This window comes from Clostridium sp. BIOML-A1, assembly GCF_009874105.1.
GTDB lineage: Bacteria > Bacillota > Clostridia > Lachnospirales > Lachnospiraceae > Coprococcus.
In genome coordinates this window covers 20275-41188 of record NZ_WWTL01000017.1, presented here as the reverse complement: position 1 = coordinate 41188, position 20914 = coordinate 20275, and the positions used below count along the sequence as shown (strand labels likewise).

The following is a 20914-nucleotide window of genomic DNA, read 5'->3' as shown; positions in this document are numbered from 1 at the left end:
TGTCCTCTATGCAAAAGTTTAAAGAAATATTCATGCATATCGTATTCCTGTTAGCGGCATTTGTATCGATAGCAGCGGTTTTATTGATCTGTGTGTTCTTATTTGCAAGTGGTATTCCTGCCATGAAGGAAATCGGTCTGACTGATTTCCTCTTTGGCAAAGTCTGGAGACCGACCAATGATTATTTTGGAATCCTTCCGTTTATTCTTGGCAGTATCTATGTTACGGCCGGGGCAATCGTGATCGGCGTTCCGATCGGACTTCTGACAGCGATATTTTTATCAAAGTTCTGCCCACCTAAAGCATATAAGGTCATTAAACCATTTATCAATCTGATGGCAGGAATCCCATCGGTTGTATACGGATTTTTTGGAATGTGTGTACTTGTTCCGGCAGTCAGACAGATTTTCGGAGTGAACGGAAATACAATGCTTACCGCATCTGTACTGCTTGGCATCATGATACTTCCGACGATCATCAGTGTATCTGAAACTTCGATCAGTGCTGTCCCGGATAAATATTATCAGGGTGCATTAGCACTTGGAGCGACACATGAAAGAAGTGTATTTCTTACCGTAGTACCGGCTGCAAGATCCGGTATCATGGCAGCGATCATCTTGGGCGTTGGTCGTGCGATCGGTGAGACAATGGCTGTTATCATGGTGGCGGGAAATCAGGTCCATATGCCGAAAGGATTGATGAAGGGTGTTAGAACCATGACTGCAAATATCGTAATGGAAATGGGTTATGCCCAGGATCTTCACAGAGAGGCTCTGATCGCAACAGGTGTTGTATTGTTTGTATTCATTCTGATCATTAACCTGCTGTTTTCAATTTTAAAAAGAAAGACGGTGAACTAAATGGGAAAAAGAAATTTACTTGCAGAATATAAAAGACGTCCCGGCTCACTGATCCTTCGGATACTTGTTTATCTGGCAGCAGCTTTGACGTTGGTGTGTATTGCTTTTATTTTGATCTATATTCTTGCAAAAGGAATTCCGAATCTGACACTGGATCTGTTCAAGCTGGAATATACATCGGATAATTGCTCGATGCTTCCGGCATTGGTTAATACGTTGTTTATGACATTACTGTCACTGCTGATTGCAGGACCGATCGGTATCTTTGCAGCTATTTATCTGGTGGAGTATGCAAAATCAGGAAATAAGCTGGTTGGAATTGTACGTATCACTGCAGAGACACTGACAGGTATTCCATCTATTGTATATGGTTTGTTCGGAATGATCTTATTTATGACAAAGCTTGGATGGGGATTGTCCCTGTTGTCCGGTGCGTTTACACTGGCGATCATGGTGCTTCCGGTTATCATGAGAACAACAGAAGAAGCCTTGCTGGCTGTTCCAAAGTCATACAGAGAAGGAAGCTTTGGACTTGGTGCAGGAAAACTTCGTACAGTATTTAAGGTTGTTTTACCGAGTGCTGTTCCGGGTATTTTATCCGGTGTTATCCTTGCAACCGGGCGAATTGTCGGAGAGACAGCAGCGTTGATCTATACGGCAGGCAGTGTGCCGAGAATAGCGAAGAATTTATTTTCTTCCACACGAACCTTGTCCGTACATATGTATCTTCTTTCCAAAGAGGGACTTCATACGGATCAGGCATATGCAACAGCCGTTGTTCTTCTTGTATTCGTAGTATTGATTAATTTCGCATCCGATGCAATTGCAAAGAAAATGTCGGCGAAAACAGAAAAAGACAGATAACAGATAGATATAAACGGAGATAAATAGATGAGCAATATAAAATTTGATGTAAAAAATCTGAATCTTCACTATGGTAAATTCCATGCGTTGAAAGATGTAAATATGGAAATACCGGAAAAACAGATTACAGCATTTATCGGACCTTCCGGATGCGGTAAATCAACATTCTTAAAATGTTTAAACCGTATGAATGATCTGGTGGAAGGTTGTAACATCACGGGTGATGTGAAGTTAGATGGTGAAGATATATTTGACGGAATGGATGTAAATCTGTTAAGAAAACGGGTTGGAATGGTGTTCCAGAATCCGAATCCTTTCCCAATGAGTGTATATGACAATATAGCATATGGTCCAAGGACACATGGTATTCATAGTAAAGAAAAACTGGATGAGATCGTAGAACGATCTCTCAAACAGGCGGCAATATGGGATGAATTAAAAGACAGACTGAAGAAATCGGCACTGGGTCTTTCCGGCGGACAGCAGCAGAGACTTTGTATCGCCAGAGCACTTGCGGTTGAACCGGAGGTCTTACTGATGGATGAACCGACATCAGCGCTTGATCCGATTTCTACGTCAAAGATCGAAGATCTCGCTATGGAGCTGAAGCATGATTATACGATTATCATGGTTACACATAATATGCAGCAGGCAACTCGTATTGCAGACAAGACAGCATTCTTCTTACTGGGTCAGGTGATCGAATTTGATGATACCGAGAAGATGTTCTCGAAACCACAGGATAAGAGAACTGAGGATTATATCACAGGAAGATTTGGTTAAAAGGAGTAAAGATAATGAGGACAAATTATGACAGACAGTTGAAAAAACTCAATGATGAAATGGTTGAGATGGGATCCATGATCGAGGGTGTGATCGAAAAGGCGATCAAAGCACTTGTAAATCAGGATGTTGATCTGGCACAGGAGGTTATCCGCAGGGATAATCAGATCGATCAGCAGGAAAAGGATATTGAGAGTCTGTGCTTTAAACTTCTTTTAATGGAACAGCCGGTTGCAACAGATCTTCGTCAGGTTTCATCTGCGCTGAAAATGGTAACGGATATGGAACGTATCGGTGATCATGCAGCAGATATTTCCGAACTGACGATCCAGATGGCAGGCAAACCTTATGTAAAAGAATTGGAACATATTAAGGCAATGGCAAAAGAAAGCATGGTCATGTTGGTTGACAGTATAGAAGCATATGTGAATCTTGATCTTACAAAAGCAAGAAAAGTTATTGCCCAGGATGATGTGGTAGATGATCTGTTTATAAAAGTGAAGAGTGAATTGATCAATCTGATCCACAGGAATGCAGATGCAGGGGAACAGGAAACCGATCTTTTGATGGTTGCAAAATATCTGGAGCGGATTGGCGATCATGCAACGAATATTTCAGAATGGGTCATATATTATATAACAGGAGAACACATATCCGGAAATTAAGAGTCTTATGAGATACAGGATCAGGAGGTGATTGTCATGAGATGTATATGGAATATGACAGCAGATGCCGGTAAAGGAAAAAGTAAACAGCACCTGATAAAAATGTTTTTGTTATTGAACAGTATCGTCTGGGGCGTGATCGCTGTGGTTGTAGCTGTCACGTTGAAAGGAATCGGGCTTATGTCATCATGGAGTATGGCAGAGAGCATTTTGGTATCGGCAGGATATGGTATTTGTCTGGTAGGACTGATTGGCGGTACCGTATGTATTTTACAAAACGATGGTCCTGACAGAACGTATCTTGAACAGAGCCAGGAAGAATATTAAACGCATTCAGCGTGAAATGTAAAATAAATTTTAAAATTTTACACAGACTTTACGTAGGAATCCTTTCCTTTTTACATACCTGTTATACGATGATGTGCGAAGGTACAAATGTCTAATTTATGTAAAAAGGAAGGAATTTTTTTATGAGTATTTTTGATGTACTTGCATTGTTTGGCGGACTTGCATTGTTTTTATTTGGTATGAACGTAATGGGAGACGGTCTGACCCGTGCGGCGGGCGGTAAGATGGAACGTATCCTTGAAAAGCTGACTTCAACGCCGATCAAAGGGGTGCTGCTTGGAGCGGCTGTAACAGCGGTTATTCAGTCATCATCGGCTACAACCGTTATGGTTGTTGGCTTTGTAAATTCCGGGATTATGAAACTGCGTCAGGCGGTCGGCATTATCATGGGTGCCAATATCGGTACGACAGTTACTTCCTGGATCTTAAGTTTGTCAGGAATTCAGGGAGACAGTATCTGGATCCAGATGTTAAAGCCATCCTCATTTTCTCCGATCCTAGCGGTTATCGGTATTGCATTTCTGATGTTTTCCAAGAATGAGAAAAAACATGATATTGGCATGATCTTTTTGGGATTTACGATCCTTATGTACGGAATGGATGCAATGAGTGGTGCGGTTGCTCCTCTTGCAGATGTTCCTGAATTTGCAAATGTGCTTTTAATGTTCTCAAATCCTGTACTCGGAATGATCGTAGGAACATTATTTACAGCAATCATCCAGAGCTCATCGGCATCGGTTGGTATCTTACAGGCACTTTGCATGACAGGAGCAGTTACATATGGAACGGCACTTCCTATTATAATGGGACAGAATATTGGTACTTGTGTAACGGCATTATTATCCAGTATCGGAGCAAAGAAAAATGCGAAACGTGCAGCTTTTGTACATCTTTACTTTAATCTGATCGGAACCATTCTCTTTATGATCGTATTCTATTCGATCAATGCATTTGTAAATTTCGGTGTATTACAGGATATGGCAACCCCGGCTGGCATTGCAGTGATCCACAGTATATTTAATATTCTGACAACAATTGTATTACTTCCGTTTGGAAAGGGTCTTGAGAAGCTGGCAACTCTTACGATCCGTGAGAAGGAAGAACCTGTTGAGGAGATTGCGGAGCTTGTATCGTTAAAGCATCTGGATGCCAGATTCCTGGAGCAGCCGGCGTTTGCCGTTACACAGAGCATGGATGTTATGAATCAGATGGCAGGGTATTCAGCTGAAGCGTTATACGATTCATTAGAGTTGATGAAGAATTATTCGGATGAGAAATGGCAACGTGTTGAGGCTTTGGAAGATATCGTAGACAAATACGAAGATGAACTTGGAACGTATCTGGCGAAGGTCAGCGGAAAAGAACTGGCAGAGGAAGACAGCAAACGTGTATCCAATGGGCTTCATTGTATCGGAGATCTGGAGCGTATCTCCGACCATGCATTAGCGATCGCAGAAATTTATGCTAAGATGCACAAGGAAGAAATGGTATTCTCAGATAAAGCAATGGCAGAATTAAATCTGTATTCAAATGCAGTTTATGAGATCATGAGCATGACCTGTAAAGCACTGAATGAAGATGATATGAAAATAGCAAAGAGGATTGAACCATTGGAGGAAGTAATTAATGGGCTGAATGCTACGATTAAAAAGCAGCATATCAAACGTCTGCAGAAGGGAAAATGTACGATCGAGCTTGGTATCGCTCTTGAAAATCTTCTGAATAATTATGAACGTGTGGCAGATCACTGTTCAAATGTGGCTGCATCACTGCTTCAGGTTAAGACAGACAGCTTTGATATGCATGAGTATCTGAACCGGGTCAAACAGGAATCAAATGTAGAGTTTCAGGCGATGTACAGCATGTATAAGGAAAAGTACAGTTTATAGTAAAGCATACGATATCATAAAGTGTAAATTACTTTGACCATATATTAGAAATATATTATTATAGATAAGAAAGAACAGAGACAGGAGGAATGGCAGATGCAGGCATTGATTTATATTGTAGAAGATGATATGAACATTCAGGAAATAGAAATGTTTGCCTTAAAGAACACGGGATATGTAACAGAAGGATTTGCAAATGCAAAGAGCTTCTTTTCCAGGATGACAGAGAAGATTCCGGATCTGATTCTACTGGATATCATGTTATCGGATCAGGATGGACTGGAGATTGTCAGAAAATTAAGAGAACGTCCGGAGACTGTGCGTGTGCCGATCATTCTTGTGACGGCAAAGACAACAGAACTTGATAAGGTAAAGGGATTGGATATCGGAGCAGATGATTATCTGACAAAGCCATTCGGCGTAATGGAGCTTATATCCAGAGTTAAAGCATTGCTTCGCAGAAGCAAGAGTATTCAGGAGGATCAGATTCTTAGACTGAAGAACGTAACCCTTGATTCCGAGAAGCGTATCGTGCATGTGAATGATATTCCGTGTGAGTTGACCTTTAAGGAATTTGAATTGTTAAAGCTGTTAATGATCAACGCCGGAATTGTACTTCGGAGAGAAGTGATCATGATGGATGTGTGGGGAACGGATTACGAAGGTGAATCCAGGACTCTTGATATGCACATCAAGACTCTGCGCCAGAAACTGGGAGATGCAGGGAATATGATCAAGACAGTTCGTAATGTCGGATATAAGATGGAATAAGAAGAAGCAGGAAAATTTTATAAAAGAAGAATCTTATAACAGAAAGAACAGGTTTTTATGGAAGAACAGAAAGATAAAAAGGATAAGAAGGTCAGGAAAGACAAACGATTATCCAGTAAGATCAACAGTCGCTTTATAGCATTGACGCTGATTGCGATATTGTGTACGATGATACTTTCGACAACGGTTTATTATGATCTGTTTAAAAAGGAGATCATGCGCGATCTGGAAAATTACACACAGACCTTGAAGAGTGCAGGATTATTTGATGATATCAGTGAGCTCCGCAATGTAAGGATTAAGAATACAGAATTGCGTATTACATTAGTTGCACCGGATGGAACGGTCAAGTATGATAACATGGCAGATCCGGAGACCATGGGAAAACACAACGACAGACCGGAGATTGAGGAGGCATTTGAGAAAGGAGAAGGCGAGGATACCCGTCTTTCCCAGACGCTCAATATGAGTACATTCTACTATGCGATCCGGCTTTCAAATGGTTGTGTACTTCGTGTATCAAAGGAGACAAGCAGCATTGTCAGTGTTTTTTTGAAGGGACTTCCAAGTATGACGGTTATTATGCTGGTACTTGTGACTATCGTGGTTCTGATATCGCGATATCTGACAAAGAGTATCGTCCGTCCGATCGGACAGATGGCAAAGGATCTGGATCATGTTGACGATATTAACGCCTATAAGGAGATTCGTCCATTGATCGATACAATCCGGGAACAGCATAATGATATTATGGAGAATGCACAGATGCGACAGGAATTTACGGCAAATGTATCTCATGAGTTAAAGACACCTCTGACAGCAATCTCCGGTTATTCTGAGCTGATTGAAAACGGAATGGCGGCAGATGGTGATGTCAGACGATTTGCTACAGAGATCCATCGTAATTCAAATCGGTTGCTTACCCTCATCAATGACATCATTCGTCTGTCAGAACTTGATGTAACAGAGAATGCACCATCTATGGAACGGATCGATCTGTGTGCGGTTGCAAGATCGAATGTGGATATGCTGATGCTATCGGCAGAAAAACATAATGTTACATTGAAGTTCTCCGGTCAGCCAAGCTATATTATGGGTAATAAGATGATGATGGAAGAACTGGTATATAATCTGACCGATAATGCGATCCGATATAATAAACCGGATGGAACTGTAGAAGTAACTGTGTATTCTTATGAGAAAGATCATTCAGTTGTCATGAAGGTGAAGGATACCGGTATCGGAATACCTGAGGAGCATCTGGGGCTGGTGTTCCAGAGATTCTACCGGGTCGATAAGAGTCGGTCGAAGTCAACCGGAGGAACCGGTCTTGGACTTGCGATCGTAAAACACATCGTAGCGCAGCATGATGCGAAGCTTGATATAACAAGTGAACCGAATGTGGGAACAGAGATAACGATTACCTTTCAGAGCAGATAAAAAGACAAGGAAAAGGAGCCTGTAAGAAGTTAGGAAACAGGCTCCTTTGATTTATAAGTATTCACACACACCGATTTAAAATTCAAGATTGTATGTTATTTACTATTCTGATATTATATTAACACACGCTATTTTAAATTTCAAGGTAAAAATGTAAGAAATGCACAATTCATTTTATTAAAAATATACAAAACTTTACCGACATAAGAAATTTTAAGGCGTGAAAAAGATGAAAATACGATTTACCACTGGTAATTTTCGGTTTTTGTTGTATATATATAGTGAACGGAAAAATGATGGGACAATGAGTTAAACAGGTTGATTTAGACACAGATAGGAGGTTTTTAACATGTCATTAAATGATTATGTAAAAGCGCAGAAGCTTGGTGAAAAGAGATATCAGGCTGCACTTTCCAAAAATGAATATCCATATCTGCCGGTACTGGATGAACTGATCACGAATTCCGATATTGCAGGCGAAGTAAATCTTGGTTTACAGCATATTTCTCTCGATCGGGTTGTAGGTACAGCGACAAAAGGCCGTACTACAGCATTTGCAAGTAACTTCATGCCTATATTAGATGCGAATTCTGAATTCGGAAATAAATGGTCATCTCTCTGTGACTCTCATATAGAAGAAGGAATCCATGATCCGATCAAAGTATATGAATATATGAATAAATTCTATGTCATAGAGGGAAATAAGCGTGTCAGCGTACTGAAATATTTCGGTGCGGATTCTGTCCCTGCGATGGTAATCAGAAAGCTGCCGAAGCGGACAGATGAGCCGGAAAACAAGATTTATTATGAATTTGTAGATTTCCATAAGCAGACAGGAATCAACTATATATGGTTCACACAGCTTGGCGGATATGACAAATTAAGAGAATATATAGGATTGGCACCGGATGGTGAATTTACGGATGATGATCGTATGAACCTGAATTCGGCACATCTGGCATTTGATACAGCATACAGGCAGAAAAACGGCAGTGACAGTCTTCCGATCACGGTAGATGATGCTATGCTTGTATTTTTAAATGTATATGGATACAAGGCATTACAGGATATGTCTTATGATGAGGTAAAGGAAAATCTGGAAAAGGTCTGGGACGAGATCGTATTAAGTGCACAGAAGAAGAACATGACGATCGTTCCGAAGCTGGAACCGGTAGAGTCAAAGAAGAAGCTGTTCAGTATCACGCCGGTACCGAAGAAGCTTAAGATTGCATTTGTTTATGATAAAGAGCCTGAGAATTCTGTATGGATTTACAGCCATGATCTTGGAAGAATGGGCGTAGAAGGTAAATTCAAGGATCGGGTTGAGACACATACTTTTTCGAATATGGATGATAATACGAAGCTTGCAGAATGCCTGGAGCAGATCGCACAGGACAAATTCGATGTTGTATTTACAACCGGCCCGGAGATGCTTCCGGAGTCATTAAAGGCTGCGATCAAATATCCGGAATTGAAGATATTAAACTGCTCGTTAAATGTATCGACCAGCCATGTCAGAACGTATTATGCGAGAATGTATGAGGCGAAGTTTATAACCGGTATTATCGCAGGTTCACTCTGTGAGGATGGCAGGATCGGCTATGTAGCTGATTATCCGATCTATGGAACAACGGCGAACATCAACGCATTTGCGATGGGAGCAAAGTTTGTGAATCCAAGAGCGAAAATCTATCTGGAGTGGTCAAAGGTCAAAGGCTCCGATCCGAAGAAACGGTTTAAGGAACTGGGCGTCTCCTATGTATCCGATAAGGATATGATCACACCGCTTACGGCCTCCCGTGAATTCGGTCTGTATTCCTGCGATGGGAACGAGATATCGAATCTTGCGATGCCATTTTACAACTGGCGCGTATTCTATGAGAAGATCGTTCAGTTGATTCTGGACGGTAACTGGAAGCTGGAAGAAAAGAACGAGAAAGTAAAGGTTCTGAATTACTGGTGGGGCATGTCTGCCGGAGTGATCGATGTGATCTGTTCGAACCATCTTCCGGTTGGAACGGCGAGACTGGTAAATCTGATGAAGCGCTTGATCAAGGATGGTACGGTAAGTCCATTCTACGGCAAGCTCTATTCACAGAATGGAGTGGTTCGTGATGATGAAGATGGTGAAATGAGCCCTGAGGAGATCATGAAGATGGATTGGTTGGCAGATATTGTTGTTGGTTCGATCCCGACTCTGGATGAGCTGGTAGAAGATGCCAGAGATGTCGTTGCTTTCCAGGGAGTTAATACGCCGGAAAATCTGGAATTGAAAAAAACTACAGACATAGTATAATAAGGCTATGCGGGTCTTGTGATCCAGAGTACGAATGTAGATGAGCGGGTTTTCTTTATGGAAACAGGCGGGGTACAGTTTCGTAGAAAAGAAAAGAAAACACGGAGATACGGATATGAAGATTCTTGTTCTTGCGGATGCAGAATCAAAATACCTATGGGATTATTTTGATAAGAAAAAATTAGAAGGAATTGACCTGATCATTTCCTGCGGCGACCTGGCACCGCAGTATCTGTCGTTCCTTGCGACATTTACACATGCTCCGGTTCTGTATGTATATGGGAACCACGATACCTGTTATGCAGACACACCACCGGATGGTTGTATCTGCATCGACGATCGAATCTATGTATATAAAGGAATACGGATTCTGGGCCTTGGAGGCTGTATGGAGTATCAGTACAATGGTGCACCGCATCAGTATACCGAGAAAGCAATGGAGAAGCGCATTCGTAAGCTGGGTCGGCAGATAAGAAAACATCGTGGATTTGATATTATGATCACGCATGCCCCTGCGTATCGGATCAATGATTCCGAGGATCTTTGTCATACCGGTTTCAAGTGCTTCCGGACAATGATCGAAGACTATCATCCGCAGTATCTGGTACATGGTCATGTGCATAGTAATTATGGCAGGGATTTTGTACGGGAATCCAGATACCTGGATACCACGATCATAAATGCATTTGAAAAATATATTATAGAAATAGATGAGACTGCCTTACAGGCAGCGAAATAGTCTTGCAAGCCAGGCGAAAGTTTGATAAACTTAAGCTTGGCTTAAATACTATATTCGAAAGGAGATAGAGGTTTGGAAAAGGGAAGTGCAGAGTACGAGAAAATTTTAGATGAACTGGTTGGTTATTGCAATGATTCAGGTACGATCGATCAGAACCTCTATGTTACATATGATGTTAAGAGAGGCCTTCGTGATTCAAATGGAAAAGGTGTCTTAACAGGTCTGACAGAGATTTCAGATGTATCCGGTTTTGCAGTTCAGGATGGTGAGCTGGTGCCGGCAGATGGAAGACTCTATATTCAGGGATATAATATCGAAGATCTGGAACGTGGATTCCACGGAAGCAAGTTCGGCTTTGAGGAGACAATCTATCTGCTTTTATTCGGTGAACTGCCGACCAGAACTCAGTTTAATAAATTTAAGGAATTGATGGAGACGTTCCGGGAGCTCCCAAGAAAGTTTGCTCGTGATGTGATTTTAAAAGCACCAAGTAAGAATATGATGAATGTCTTACAGCGTTGTGTGCTTACTTTATATTCATATGATGACTGCCCGGATGACATCAGCATTCGAAATGTCCTTCGTCAAAGTATGGAACTGATTGCACAGTTTCCGCTGATCGCTGCATATGGCTATCAGGGCTATAAGCATTATTATCAGGATAAGAGTCTTATCATTCACAATCCGAAGCCGGGCCTTTCGACAGCAGAGAATTTCCTTCGCCTGATCCGTGCGGATAAGAAGTATACTGAGCTTGAAGCGCAGGTACTGGATATCTGTCTGGTGCTTCATTCAGAGCATGGTGGTGGTAACAACTCCACATTTACAACACATGTTATATCATCAACCGGAACTGATACCTATTCAACCGTTGCCGGTTCTCTTGGTTCTTTAAAAGGACCGAAGCATGGTGGTGCGAACCTGAAGGTTCAGCAGATGATGGATGACTTGAAGGCTCATGTAAAAGACTGGAGCGATGAAGCGGCGATCCGTGAATATCTTCAGGGACTGCTTGATAAGAAGGGCTTTGATCATAGCGGTCTGATCTATGGTATGGGACATGCTGTTTATACGGTGTCCGATCCAAGAGCCAAGATCCTGAAACGTTATGCTGGAAGACTTGCAGAAGAAAAAGGTATGCAGGAGGAATTCAAGCTGTACACAGATATTGAACGTATCGCCATGGAACTTCTTGCTAAGAAACGAAACTCCGTTATCTCGGCAAATGTCGATTTCTACAGTGGATTTGTATATCGTATGCTTGATATACCGATCGAACTGTTCACTCCGATCTTCGCAATCGCAAGAATTGCAGGCTGGAGTGCACATAGAATAGAAGAGCTGGTAAATGCCGGTAAGATCATCCGTCCGGCCTATAAATATGTCGGAACGCATAAGACATATCTGGATATGGACGAGAGAAACTGGTAGGATTATAGAAAATAAATACGGGGCAGGCATTAACTTTGTGAAGCAAACCTATTCGAACGTTGGTCCTTAACGAGTCACCGTATGGTGAGGAGTTTAGTACCATTACGTGAGAATAGAGTGAAAACGTTTTGCGTAACAAATGTTAATGCCTGTCCCGTATTTGTTTATTTACTCCATCTTCCGGCAGCACCGCATGGCAGTACCAGACCGGAGCCTGTAACCGGAAGTCCTACTTCGTCGGAGATAACATGGCCGCCGAATTTAGACTGTACCTCGGTTGATATCATATAGGTAAGAACGGCTGGTGCAAGCCCGGTCGTATAGGAATTGACCAGGAAGAAAAGCGGATCATCGCAGAGCAGCTCGCTACACAGCTTGATAAACGGATGTATCTTTTCTTCAATCTTCCAGATCTCGCCCTTTGGGCCTCTGCCGTAAGATGGCGGATCCATGATGATCGCATCATAGTGATTGCCACGGCGGATCTCACGTTCTACAAATTTTACGCAGTCATCAACGATCCAGCGGATCGGAGCATCGCCAAGTCCGGATGAGACTGCATTTTCCTTTGCCCATGTAACCATGCCCTTAGAAGCGTCAACATGAGTAACCGCAGCACCTGCTTTTGCTGCCGCACAGGTTGCACCGCCGGTGTAAGCGAAGAGGTTTAATACCTTGATCTCTTTCTTTTTGGATGAACGGATCAGATCAGAGAACCAGTCCCAGTTGGCTGCCTGTTCCGGAAACAGGCCGGTGTGTTTGAAACTGAAAGGTTTCAGGTTAAAGGTCAGATCTTTATAATGAATCGACCATTGCTGCGGAAGGTTAAAGAACTCCCATTCGCCGCCGCCCTTATTGCTGCGGTGGTAGTGACCATTTAACTGCTTCCAGCGTTTATCTGTTTTGGGAGTTGACCACAGAACCTGTGGGTCCGGACGAAGGAGAATATATTTGCCCCATCGTTCCAGTTTTTCTCCATCTGAACAATCTATTACTTCATAATCCTGCCAGTGATCTGCTGTCCACATAATCGATATCCTCGTTTCGTTTGAAATGTTTATATAAAACTACTATATTATAAGGTGCGGTCATTTTCAAGTCAACGATGAAATCTGCATGGAAAGAAAATGAAATTAGGATATAAGGAAAACAAATTGACCGATATCTGCCGGGGTGATAAAATCACAGCAGTAGAGCAAAACAAAAATATATAATTGCAATAGATAATTTTTGATATGATGAATACCAAATTATTTGCTTGCGAGAATGTTGATTTTGTGAAGAACATTGCATGAGCTGTGTTTCATAAAATGATAAGTAGATACAAGACAGAAAACATGGAGAAGCATATGGATATTATAAAAGAGATCGCGGAGACACATCCACATAAGGTCGTACTGAGCAATGGAAAGGGAGAATACAAGAAGATCGTATTTGCCCGGAAGGTATTAAAGGGCAGAAATGCATATCAGCTTGAGAAATATACACAGACGCAGGTCTTTCACGAGAATATCGAAGAAGGAAGGCTGGCAGAGCATATTGCGATGCATTTTCCGGCAGAGTTTAAGCAGATGAATGCATTTTCTTTGACGACAGATTATGATGTAAAAGCAGGCAAAAAAGGAAATCTGGCAGTCAGCCGCAGACAGGCGGAGAATAAGACGATATCGGTTGGCGGTAATAATCGCAAGAAGAAATATATTCTGGATGAGGGGATGGATATTCCTGCATTCCGGGAGCTTGGAATATTTACCAAAGAAGGAAAAGTGGTTTCTTCCATGTATGATAAGTTCCGCCAGATCAACCGCTTTATCGAGATGGTAGATGATGTACTGAAGTCTTATAAAGGTGATGAGATCAATATTATTGATTTTGGATGCGGCAAATCCTATCTGACTTTCTTCTTATACTATTATATAGTAGAGATCCGTCATATGACGGCGCATATTACCGGGCTTGATCTGAAAGAACAGGTAATAAAGAATTGTAATAAGCTGGCAGAAAAATGCGGATATACGGATCTGAAGTTTGAGATCGGTGATATCAATGGATACCGGACAGACCGTAAGGTTGATATGGTAGTGACCTTGCATGCCTGTGATACGGCAACTGACTATGCGCTCTACAATGCGATCTGCTGGAACACGACATACATCTTATCTGTTCCGTGTTGCCAGCATGAGTTAAATAAACAGATCCGGTCGGAGGAGTTGTCGGCACTGACCAAGTACGGAATCATCAAGGAACGGACAGCGGCATTGATGACTGATGCGATCCGTGGATGTGTGCTGGAATATTGCGGATATAAGACGGATTTGTTGGAATTTATTGATATTGAACACTCACCTAAAAATATTTTGATCCGGGCAGTGAAGAAACCAGTATCAGAGGAAAAACGGGAACGGGCAAAAGAAGAAGCGGACCGGTTGTGCCGGACCTTTGGCATTCGCCAGACCCTGATGCAGCTTGTGATGACGGAAGAAAGGAGCCATTCATGAAACGAATTTTGATGTATGATTGTAATACAGTGGATACCGTTTATGCACCGCTTGTATGCAGAGAGATCATGATGCAGGATGATCTGATCGATCGTCTGGCATGCGGCTATGTTTCAAAGACTTCGAAAGAAGAACTGCAGAAGCAGGGATTTCGCATGGTGGGAGCAGAAGAACGAGGAAATCGTGCCAGCTGCACTTTTATAACAGAATTGGTCGCTTGTGCGTTTGATAGACAGATCGAAGGAATCGATATCGTGACCAATGATGATACGATCCTGGCGGCAGTTGTAAAGGCACAGGAGCAGGGCAAGGATATTCGGGTATTGGGCAGTGACGCACACAGCGAAGCATTTATCCGCAGATGTAATCGCTTCTGTTATATAGATATTTTGCAGGGGTATGAACCGGAGCGGTGTCTGACGCCGTTATCGGAAATTATATCCGATGTCTATCGCATTATAATAGAAGAAAGAGCTTCGGGTATATGTACAGAGTTGTCAGGGCTGATACACAAGCTCACGAAGCTGCATACGGAATTTGATACCAGAAATTATGGTTATACCAGCATGGAAGAACTGATTCTGAAAAACGGAAAAGATATTCAGTTCTATAAAGATGGAGAACGGTATTATCTGGAGATGATCGATGATCGGGAAAATGTAGAACACTTTATAACGGCGTATCTGTCAGAACGGAATAACAAGATAGATGATATGCAGGAGCTGTTTGATGCATTATCAGAAGAATTCGAACGGTTTGATACCAGAAATTATGGTTACGCATCGGATATCGCTTTTCTTTTAAGTTTCCCGAAGCTGGAAATTTATAATAACAAGGGCGTGAAGCTGAAGCAGAGCTTTAAGCTGAAATAAGAGATTGCTTTTCATTGTGTATTATAGAATGAAATAAGCGATAGCGGTTCTATTGTGCATTATATATAGAAGAAACAGATAAAATATAACAGTATGACGGATAAAAAATGCAGGGGAATATAATAAAAAATTTCTTGAAAAATATAGAAAAAATGCTTGCATTCCGCAAAAACGTGTTATATAATCAAACGTGCTGTGACATGATAGCGTTGAAACGGAGGTTGCTGTATCGCATAGATACAGGTTTTTCGTGGAGCGAATGTCAATAAAGAATTACTGACGACAAGTCACTGTACCAATAACTGTCTATCAAAAGGATAGAAACGACGTGTTGATTCTGATTTAATTCAGGATACACACGGGAGAGTGTACAGTCACCACTTGTTGTACTATTAAAAAGTGCGAAAAGGAGGCGGCTTTTTTTATGGCAAATCAGATTATGAGAATCACATTGAAGGCGTACGACCACAAACTTATCGATCAGGCTGCTGGACAGATCATCGATACTGTTAAAAAGACAGGAGCTAAAGTCAGCGGACCGGTTCCAATGCCTACAAAGGTTGAGAAGATCACAATCCTCAGAGCTGTTCATAAGTACAAAGATTCAAGAGAACAGTTCGAGCAGAGAACTCATAAGAGATTAATCGACGTAATTGCACCAACACAGAAGACAATTGATGCATTACAGAAGATCGATTTATCAGCTGGCGTATACATCGACGTAAAGATGAAATAATCAGCCACAAAAAAATTAGAAGTGAACTAATCAAATCACAAAAACAAACATAGCACGAAGCAGTGCATAAGCAGTAACCTAATGCATCCGAAGGATGTAATTTAGTATGATTGTTAAAACAATCCGCTGTGAATTAAATTAGGAGGAAAACTTAAAATGAAGAAAGCTATTTTAGCAACAAAAGTCGGAATGACTCAGATTTTCGACGAAAACGGCGTGTTAGTGCCGGTAACAGTTTTACAGGCTGGTCCATGTGTTGTAACCCAGGTAAAAACAGTTGAGAATGACGGTTATGATGCAATTCAGGTAGGATTCGGCGAAAAGAAAGAAAGAATCACAACAAAAGACGTATCAGGAAAGAAAGTAATCAGAAACCCACATGGTGCTGGTAAGGCAGAAGTTGGACATGCAAAGAAAGCAAACACAACACCTAAGACTTTCTACAGAGAGTTCAGACTTGATGACTGTGCTCAGTACGAACTTGGTGCAGAGATCAAAGCCGATGTATTTGCTGAAGGAGACAAGATCGACGTTACAGCAAAGACAAAAGGTAAGGGATATGCAGGTGGTCTTAAGAGACACGGCTTAAAGTCAGGTCCTTCAGGACATGGTTCCAAGTATCACAGACATGCAGGTTCAAACGGTTCAGCTACTACACCGGGTAGAGTATTCAAAGGTAAGAAGATGCCTGGACATATGGGTAGCGTAAGAGTTACAATCCAGAACCTTGAGGTAGTTAAGATAGATGTAGAAAATGATGTTATTTTGGTAAAGGGCGCAGTTCCGGGACCAAAGAAATCATTAGTAATGATTAAGGATACAGTAAAGACTGGCAAGTAGTCTTTAGGAAGGAGGAACGAAAATGGCATCAGTTAAGGTTTATGACATCGAAGGAAAAGAAGTTGAGACATTAGAACTCAATGATTCTGTATTCGGTGTAGAGATAAATGAACATTTAATGCATCTGGCTGTAGTTGGCCAGCAGGCAAATAGCCGTCAGGGTACACAGAGCGCAAAGACTCGTTCTGAAGTATCAGGTGGTGGAAGAAAGCCATGGAGACAGAAAGGAACAGGTCATGCAAGACAGGGTTCAACAAGATCTCCACAGTGGACAGGCGGCGGAGTTGTATTCGCACCAAAGCCAAGAGATTATTCAGTTAAGATGAATAAGAAAGAAAAGCAGCTTGCTATGAAGTCAGCACTTTCAGCAAAGCTTGCAGAAGATAAACTTGTTGTAGTTGACAAGATTGAATTAGAAGAGGTTAAGACAAGCGTATTCGCAAAGATCCTTGCAAATCTTAAAGCTCCTAAGTCATTAGTAGTAACAAAGGATAAGAACGACAAAGTTGTTCTTTCAGCAAACAACATTCCAACAGTTAAGACAACAGCTACAAACTCACTGAGTGTATATGACATTCTTAAGTATGATAAGCTTGTTCTTACAAAGGATGCTGTAGCAGCAATTGAGGAGGTGTACGCATAATGGCAGACATCAAATATTATGACGTTATACTTAAGCCTGTAATCACAGAGAAAAGTATGAATGCAATGGCAGAGAAGAAGTACACATTTCTTGTACACCCGGAAGCAACAAAGGCTCAGATCAAAGAAGCTGTAGAGAAGATGTTCGAAGGAACAGAAGTTGCTAAGGTTAACACCATGAACAATGACGGTAAGGTTAAAAGACGTGGCGTAACACTTGGAAGAACAGACAAGTACAAGAAAGCAATCGTTAAACTTACAGAAGCAAGCAAAGAGATCGAAATTTTCGAAGGACTGTAAAATAACGAAACAGATTTATACGCAAAAAAGCGTGACAATAAATTGAACCGAAAGGAGAACAAAAATGGGAATTAAGACATATAACCCATATACACCTTCCAGAAGAAATATGACCGGTCTTGATTTTTCAGAGATCACAAAATCAACACCTGAGAAATCACTCGTTGTATCAATGAGCAAGACAGCTGGTCGTAATAATCAGGGAAAGATCACAGTTAGACATCACGGCGGTGGTGAGAAACGTAAATACAGAATTATAGATTTCAAGAGAAACGATAAGGATGGAATTCCAGCAACAGTTAATGCAATTGAATATGATCCAAACAGATCAGCAAACATTGCACTTCTGTTCTACGCTGATGGCGAGAAGAGATACATCCTTGCTCCTTATAAGTTAGCAGTAGGAGATGTTCTTATGAGTGGTGCTGAAGCAGAGATCAAAGTTGGTAACTGCCTCCCACTTCAGAATATTCCAGTTGGTACATTGGTACACAACATCGAGTTATACCCAGGTAAGGGCGGACAGCTTGTTCGTTCAGCAGGTAACTCAGCACAGCTTATGGCTAAGGAAGGAAAGTATGCAACATTAAGACTTCCTTCAGGCGAAATGAGAATGGTTCCAATCATCTGCCGTGCAACAATCGGTCAGGTAGGAAACATTGAGCATGGCCTTGTTAACATTGGTAAAGCCGGACGTAAACGTCACATGGGCGTTAGACCAACAGTTCGTGGTTCTGTTATGAACCCTAATGACCATCCACATGGTGGTGGTGAAGGTAGAGCACCAATCGGTCGTTCAGGCCCTTCAACTCCATGGGGTAAGCCAGCAATGGGATTAAAGACAAGAAAGAAGAACAAGCAGTCTAATAAGATGATCGTAAGAAGAAGAGACGGCAAGAGCATTAAATAGTTAATAAGGAGGTATGACAATGGCTCGTTCATTAAAAAAAGGACCATTCGCAGATGAGCATTTACTCAAGAAGATAGATGCTATGAATGCAAGCAATAGCAAAGAAGTTGTTAAGACCTGGTCAAGACGTTCAACAATTTTCCCATCATTCGTAGGTCATACAATCGCAGTTCATGATGGAAGAAAGCATGTACCTGTATATGTTACAGAAGACATGGTTGGACATAAGCTTGGTGAGTTCGTAGTTACCAGAACCTACAGAGGCCATGGTAAAGACGAAAAGAAGGGTAGAAAATAATATTTGGAATATTTGAAAGGAGGACTAAATCATGGCTAAAGGACATAGATCCCATGATAAGAGACTCAGAAATGAGAATAAAGATACCAGACCATCAGCTAAGGTATCATATGCAAGAGTGTCAGTAACAAAGGCTTGTTTCGTATTAGATGCCATCAGAGGTAAGGATGTTCAGACTGCACTTGGTATTCTGGCATACAACCCAAGATATGGTTCAAGTGTTATAGAGAAGCTGTTAAAGTCAGCAATCGCAAATGCTGAAAACAACAATGGACTTAAGGCAGAGGACCTTTATGTAGCAGAGTGCTACGCTAACAAGGGACCTACAATGAAGAGAGTTCATCCAAGAGCCCAGGGTAGAGCATATAGAATCGAGAAGAGAACAAGTCACATCACAATCGTGCTTGACGAGAGATAGGAGGTAAATAATGGGACAGAAAGTTAATCCTCATGGTTTAAGAGTCGGCGTTATCAAAGATTGGGATTCAAGATGGTATGCTGACACAAAGAATGATGAATTTTCTAACAACCTTGTAGAAGATCATAAAATCAGAACTTATTTAAAGAAGACACTTTACAATGCAAACATCTCAAAAATTGAGATCGAGAGAGCTGCAGACAGAGTAAAGGTTGCATTATATACAGCTAAGCCTGGTGTTATCATCGGTAAGGGCGGAGCTGGAATCGAAAAGATCAAAGCAGATGCACAGAAGCTTACAGATAAGAAGCTGTTCATCGATGTAAAAGAAATCAAGAAGCCGGATGCAGACGCACAGTTAGTAGCTGAGAACATTGCAGCACAGCTTGAGAACCGTATCTCATTCAGAAAAGCAATGAAGTCATGCATGAGCAGAACAATGAAAGCCGGAGCACTTGGTATCAAGGCTTCATGTTCAGGACGTCTTGGTGGTGCTGATATGGCTAGAACAGAGTTCTACAGCCAGGGAACAATTCCTCTTCAGACACTTCGTGCTGACATTGATTATGGTTTTGCTGAAGCAGACACAACATTTGGTAAAGTTGGTGTTAAGACATGGGTTTACCATGGTGAAGTACTTCCTGTAAAAGGAAATAAGGAAGGAGCGGATAAATAATGTTAATGCCTAAGAGAGTAAAGCGTCGTAAGCAGTTCAGAGGAACTATGGCTGGTAAGGCACTTAGAGGCAATAAGATTACAAACGGTCAGTATGGTTTAGTAGCACTTGAGCCAGCATGGATCAAGTCAAACCAGATCGAAGCAGCCCGTATTGCGATGACAAGATATATGAAGCGTAGTGGTAAAGTATTTATCAAGATCTTCCCTGATAAGCCAGTTACAGCTAAGCCGGCTGAAACTCGTATGGGTTCAGGTAAGGGAGCACTTGAGTACTGGGTAGCAGTTGTTAAGCCGGGCAGAGTTATGTTTGAGATTGCAGACGTACCTGAAGAAGTAGCAAAAGAAGCTTTAAGACTTGCTATGCACAAGCTTCCACTTAAGTGTAAGATCGTTTCAAAAGAAGATTTAGAGGAGGTAGCAGGCAGTGAAAACTAAGGACTATATGAACGAATTAAATGCTAAATCTGTTGATGAGCTTCAGAACGAATTAGTAGCTGCAAAGAAGGAATTATTTAACTTAAGATTCCAGAATGCTACAAATCAGTTAGAGAACACAAGCAGAATCAAAGATGTAAGAAAGAATATTGCAAGAATACAGACAGTTATAGCCCAGAAGGCTAATGCTTAATTATCTTA

The 20914-nt window shown here is 41.5% G+C and carries 24 protein-coding genes; 23 read left to right on the top strand and 1 reads right to left on the bottom strand.

Annotation, left to right across the window (positions count from 1 at the left end):
- Positions 1–8: 8 nt before the first annotated feature.
- The 11 genes from pstC (at position 9) to GT641_RS12100 (ending at position 12086) form a co-directional block, all read left to right on the top strand.
- The gene (gene pstC, locus GT641_RS12150; protein ID WP_021944993.1) at positions 9–860 is read left to right on the top strand and encodes a phosphate ABC transporter permease subunit PstC; all 852 of its coding nucleotides are present in this window, start codon (positions 9–11) and stop codon (positions 858–860) included.
- The gene (gene pstA / locus GT641_RS12145; protein ID WP_161117677.1) at positions 861–1724 is read left to right on the top strand and encodes a phosphate ABC transporter permease PstA; all 864 of its coding nucleotides are present in this window, start codon (positions 861–863) and stop codon (positions 1722–1724) included.
- Positions 1725–1751: 27 nt separating this feature from the next.
- Positions 1752–2507 carry a phosphate ABC transporter ATP-binding protein PstB gene (gene pstB / locus GT641_RS12140; protein ID WP_117785649.1) on the top strand — a complete coding sequence of 252 codons (756 nt, stop codon included), beginning with the start codon at positions 1752–1754 and terminating at the stop codon, positions 2505–2507.
- A 14-nt stretch (positions 2508–2521) separates the two neighbouring features.
- Entirely contained in the window at positions 2522–3172 is a 651-nt protein-coding gene (phoU, locus tag GT641_RS12135) for a phosphate signaling complex protein PhoU (protein ID WP_161117676.1), read from the top strand.
- A gap of 36 nt (positions 3173–3208) precedes the next feature.
- On the top strand, positions 3209–3499 hold the full coding sequence (locus GT641_RS12130) for a hypothetical protein (RefSeq protein ID WP_161117675.1): 291 nt from the start codon (positions 3209–3211) through the stop codon (positions 3497–3499).
- 143 nt (positions 3500–3642) lie between these two features.
- Positions 3643–5409 (top strand): Na/Pi cotransporter family protein, encoded by a 1767-nt coding sequence (locus GT641_RS12125; RefSeq protein ID WP_161117674.1) that lies wholly within the window; start codon positions 3643–3645, stop codon positions 5407–5409.
- A gap of 96 nt (positions 5410–5505) precedes the next feature.
- Positions 5506–6180, top strand: coding sequence for a response regulator transcription factor (locus tag GT641_RS12120; RefSeq protein ID WP_161117673.1), 675 nt, complete (start codon positions 5506–5508; stop codon positions 6178–6180).
- Positions 6181–6237: 57 nt separating this feature from the next.
- A complete protein-coding gene (locus GT641_RS12115; RefSeq protein ID WP_008402759.1) occupies positions 6238–7620 on the top strand; it encodes an ATP-binding protein in 1383 nt (460 codons plus the stop codon).
- Positions 7621–7969: 349 nt separating this feature from the next.
- Complete coding sequence (locus GT641_RS12110; RefSeq protein WP_161117672.1) at positions 7970–9916, top strand: BMP family ABC transporter substrate-binding protein; 1947 nt, start codon at positions 7970–7972, stop codon at positions 9914–9916.
- Positions 9917–10031: 115 nt separating this feature from the next.
- A complete protein-coding gene (locus tag GT641_RS12105) occupies positions 10032–10655 on the top strand; it encodes a metallophosphoesterase (protein ID WP_044946130.1) in 624 nt (207 codons plus the stop codon).
- 102 nt (positions 10656–10757) lie between these two features.
- A complete protein-coding gene (locus tag GT641_RS12100; protein WP_342413225.1) occupies positions 10758–12086 on the top strand; it encodes a citrate/2-methylcitrate synthase in 1329 nt (442 codons plus the stop codon).
- A gap of 164 nt (positions 12087–12250) precedes the next feature.
- Here GT641_RS12100 and GT641_RS12095 read toward each other — a convergent pair whose 3' ends face one another.
- Positions 12251–13114, bottom strand: a complete 864-nt coding sequence (locus GT641_RS12095; protein ID WP_008402755.1) for a class I SAM-dependent methyltransferase — start codon at positions 13112–13114, stop codon at positions 12251–12253.
- A gap of 321 nt (positions 13115–13435) precedes the next feature.
- On the opposite strand from GT641_RS12095, the gene GT641_RS12090 reads away from it, so the two are divergent.
- The 12 genes from GT641_RS12090 (at position 13436) to rpmC (ending at position 20906) form a co-directional block, all read left to right on the top strand.
- Entirely contained in the window at positions 13436–14584 is a 1149-nt protein-coding gene (locus GT641_RS12090; RefSeq protein ID WP_243143765.1) for an SAM-dependent methyltransferase, read from the top strand.
- Positions 14581–15456 (top strand): OST-HTH/LOTUS domain-containing protein, encoded by an 876-nt coding sequence (locus GT641_RS12085; RefSeq protein ID WP_008402753.1) that lies wholly within the window; start codon positions 14581–14583, stop codon positions 15454–15456. The genes GT641_RS12090 and GT641_RS12085 overlap by 4 nt, the downstream gene beginning before the upstream one ends.
- 424 nt (positions 15457–15880) lie before the next feature.
- Entirely contained in the window at positions 15881–16192 is a 312-nt protein-coding gene (gene rpsJ, locus GT641_RS12080; RefSeq protein WP_008402752.1) for a 30S ribosomal protein S10, read from the top strand.
- A 156-nt stretch (positions 16193–16348) separates the two neighbouring features.
- Positions 16349–17032, top strand: coding sequence for a 50S ribosomal protein L3 (gene rplC, locus GT641_RS12075; protein ID WP_008402751.1), 684 nt, complete (start codon positions 16349–16351; stop codon positions 17030–17032).
- 22 nt (positions 17033–17054) lie between these two features.
- Entirely contained in the window at positions 17055–17675 is a 621-nt protein-coding gene (gene rplD / locus GT641_RS12070; protein ID WP_008402750.1) for a 50S ribosomal protein L4, read from the top strand.
- Complete coding sequence (gene rplW / locus GT641_RS12065; RefSeq protein WP_008402748.1) at positions 17675–17974, top strand: 50S ribosomal protein L23; 300 nt, start codon at positions 17675–17677, stop codon at positions 17972–17974. The genes rplD and rplW overlap by 1 nt, the downstream gene beginning before the upstream one ends.
- A gap of 64 nt (positions 17975–18038) precedes the next feature.
- Positions 18039–18884, top strand: a complete 846-nt coding sequence (gene rplB / locus GT641_RS12060) for a 50S ribosomal protein L2 (protein ID WP_044946097.1) — start codon at positions 18039–18041, stop codon at positions 18882–18884.
- Positions 18885–18903: 19 nt separating this feature from the next.
- Entirely contained in the window at positions 18904–19182 is a 279-nt protein-coding gene (gene rpsS, locus GT641_RS12055) for a 30S ribosomal protein S19 (protein ID WP_044946096.1), read from the top strand.
- Positions 19183–19213: 31 nt separating this feature from the next.
- Positions 19214–19600 (top strand): 50S ribosomal protein L22, encoded by a 387-nt coding sequence (gene rplV / locus GT641_RS12050; RefSeq protein ID WP_008402744.1) that lies wholly within the window; start codon positions 19214–19216, stop codon positions 19598–19600.
- Positions 19601–19610: 10 nt separating this feature from the next.
- Positions 19611–20276 (top strand): 30S ribosomal protein S3, encoded by a 666-nt coding sequence (rpsC, locus tag GT641_RS12045; RefSeq protein ID WP_117807167.1) that lies wholly within the window; start codon positions 19611–19613, stop codon positions 20274–20276.
- A complete protein-coding gene (gene rplP / locus GT641_RS12040; RefSeq protein ID WP_117807168.1) occupies positions 20276–20713 on the top strand; it encodes a 50S ribosomal protein L16 in 438 nt (145 codons plus the stop codon). The genes rpsC and rplP overlap by 1 nt, the downstream gene beginning before the upstream one ends.
- Positions 20703–20906 carry a 50S ribosomal protein L29 gene (gene rpmC, locus GT641_RS12035; protein WP_008402741.1) on the top strand — a complete coding sequence of 68 codons (204 nt, stop codon included), beginning with the start codon at positions 20703–20705 and terminating at the stop codon, positions 20904–20906. The genes rplP and rpmC overlap by 11 nt, the downstream gene beginning before the upstream one ends.
- The last annotated feature ends 8 nt before the right edge of the window (positions 20907–20914 follow it).

Excerpts from the sequence above, each read along its gene's own strand:
- GT641_RS12125 (WP_161117674.1), top strand. The coding sequence starts at position 3,643 with ATGAGTATTTTTGATGTACTTGCATTGTTTGGCGGACTTGCATTGTTT.
- GT641_RS12115 (WP_008402759.1), top strand. The coding sequence starts at position 6,238 with ATGGAAGAACAGAAAGATAAAAAGGATAAGAAGGTCAGGAAAGACAAA.
- rpsJ (WP_008402752.1), top strand. The coding sequence starts at position 15,881 with ATGGCAAATCAGATTATGAGAATCACATTGAAGGCGTACGACCACAAA.
- GT641_RS12120 (WP_161117673.1), top strand. The coding sequence starts at position 5,506 with ATGCAGGCATTGATTTATATTGTAGAAGATGATATGAACATTCAGGAA.
- rplV (WP_008402744.1), top strand. The coding sequence starts at position 19,214 with ATGGCTAAAGGACATAGATCCCATGATAAGAGACTCAGAAATGAGAAT.
- pstB (WP_117785649.1), top strand. The coding sequence starts at position 1,752 with ATGAGCAATATAAAATTTGATGTAAAAAATCTGAATCTTCACTATGGT.
- rplD (WP_008402750.1), top strand. The coding sequence starts at position 17,055 with ATGGCATCAGTTAAGGTTTATGACATCGAAGGAAAAGAAGTTGAGACA.
- GT641_RS12110 (WP_161117672.1), top strand. The coding sequence starts at position 7,970 with ATGTCATTAAATGATTATGTAAAAGCGCAGAAGCTTGGTGAAAAGAGA.
- rplC (WP_008402751.1), top strand. The coding sequence starts at position 16,349 with ATGAAGAAAGCTATTTTAGCAACAAAAGTCGGAATGACTCAGATTTTC.
- pstC (WP_021944993.1), top strand. The coding sequence starts at position 9 with ATGCAAAAGTTTAAAGAAATATTCATGCATATCGTATTCCTGTTAGCG.
- GT641_RS12090 (WP_243143765.1), top strand. The coding sequence starts at position 13,436 with ATGGATATTATAAAAGAGATCGCGGAGACACATCCACATAAGGTCGTA.
- GT641_RS12130 (WP_161117675.1), top strand. The coding sequence starts at position 3,209 with ATGAGATGTATATGGAATATGACAGCAGATGCCGGTAAAGGAAAAAGT.
- rpsC (WP_117807167.1), top strand. The coding sequence starts at position 19,611 with ATGGGACAGAAAGTTAATCCTCATGGTTTAAGAGTCGGCGTTATCAAA.
- rplW (WP_008402748.1), top strand. The coding sequence starts at position 17,675 with ATGGCAGACATCAAATATTATGACGTTATACTTAAGCCTGTAATCACA.
- GT641_RS12095 (WP_008402755.1), bottom strand. The coding sequence starts at position 13,114 with ATGTGGACAGCAGATCACTGGCAGGATTATGAAGTAATAGATTGTTCA.
- rpsS (WP_044946096.1), top strand. The coding sequence starts at position 18,904 with ATGGCTCGTTCATTAAAAAAAGGACCATTCGCAGATGAGCATTTACTC.
- rplP (WP_117807168.1), top strand. The coding sequence starts at position 20,276 with ATGTTAATGCCTAAGAGAGTAAAGCGTCGTAAGCAGTTCAGAGGAACT.
- GT641_RS12105 (WP_044946130.1), top strand. The coding sequence starts at position 10,032 with ATGAAGATTCTTGTTCTTGCGGATGCAGAATCAAAATACCTATGGGAT.
- rplB (WP_044946097.1), top strand. The coding sequence starts at position 18,039 with ATGGGAATTAAGACATATAACCCATATACACCTTCCAGAAGAAATATG.
- GT641_RS12085 (WP_008402753.1), top strand. The coding sequence starts at position 14,581 with ATGAAACGAATTTTGATGTATGATTGTAATACAGTGGATACCGTTTAT.
- phoU (WP_161117676.1), top strand. The coding sequence starts at position 2,522 with ATGAGGACAAATTATGACAGACAGTTGAAAAAACTCAATGATGAAATG.
- pstA (WP_161117677.1), top strand. The coding sequence starts at position 861 with ATGGGAAAAAGAAATTTACTTGCAGAATATAAAAGACGTCCCGGCTCA.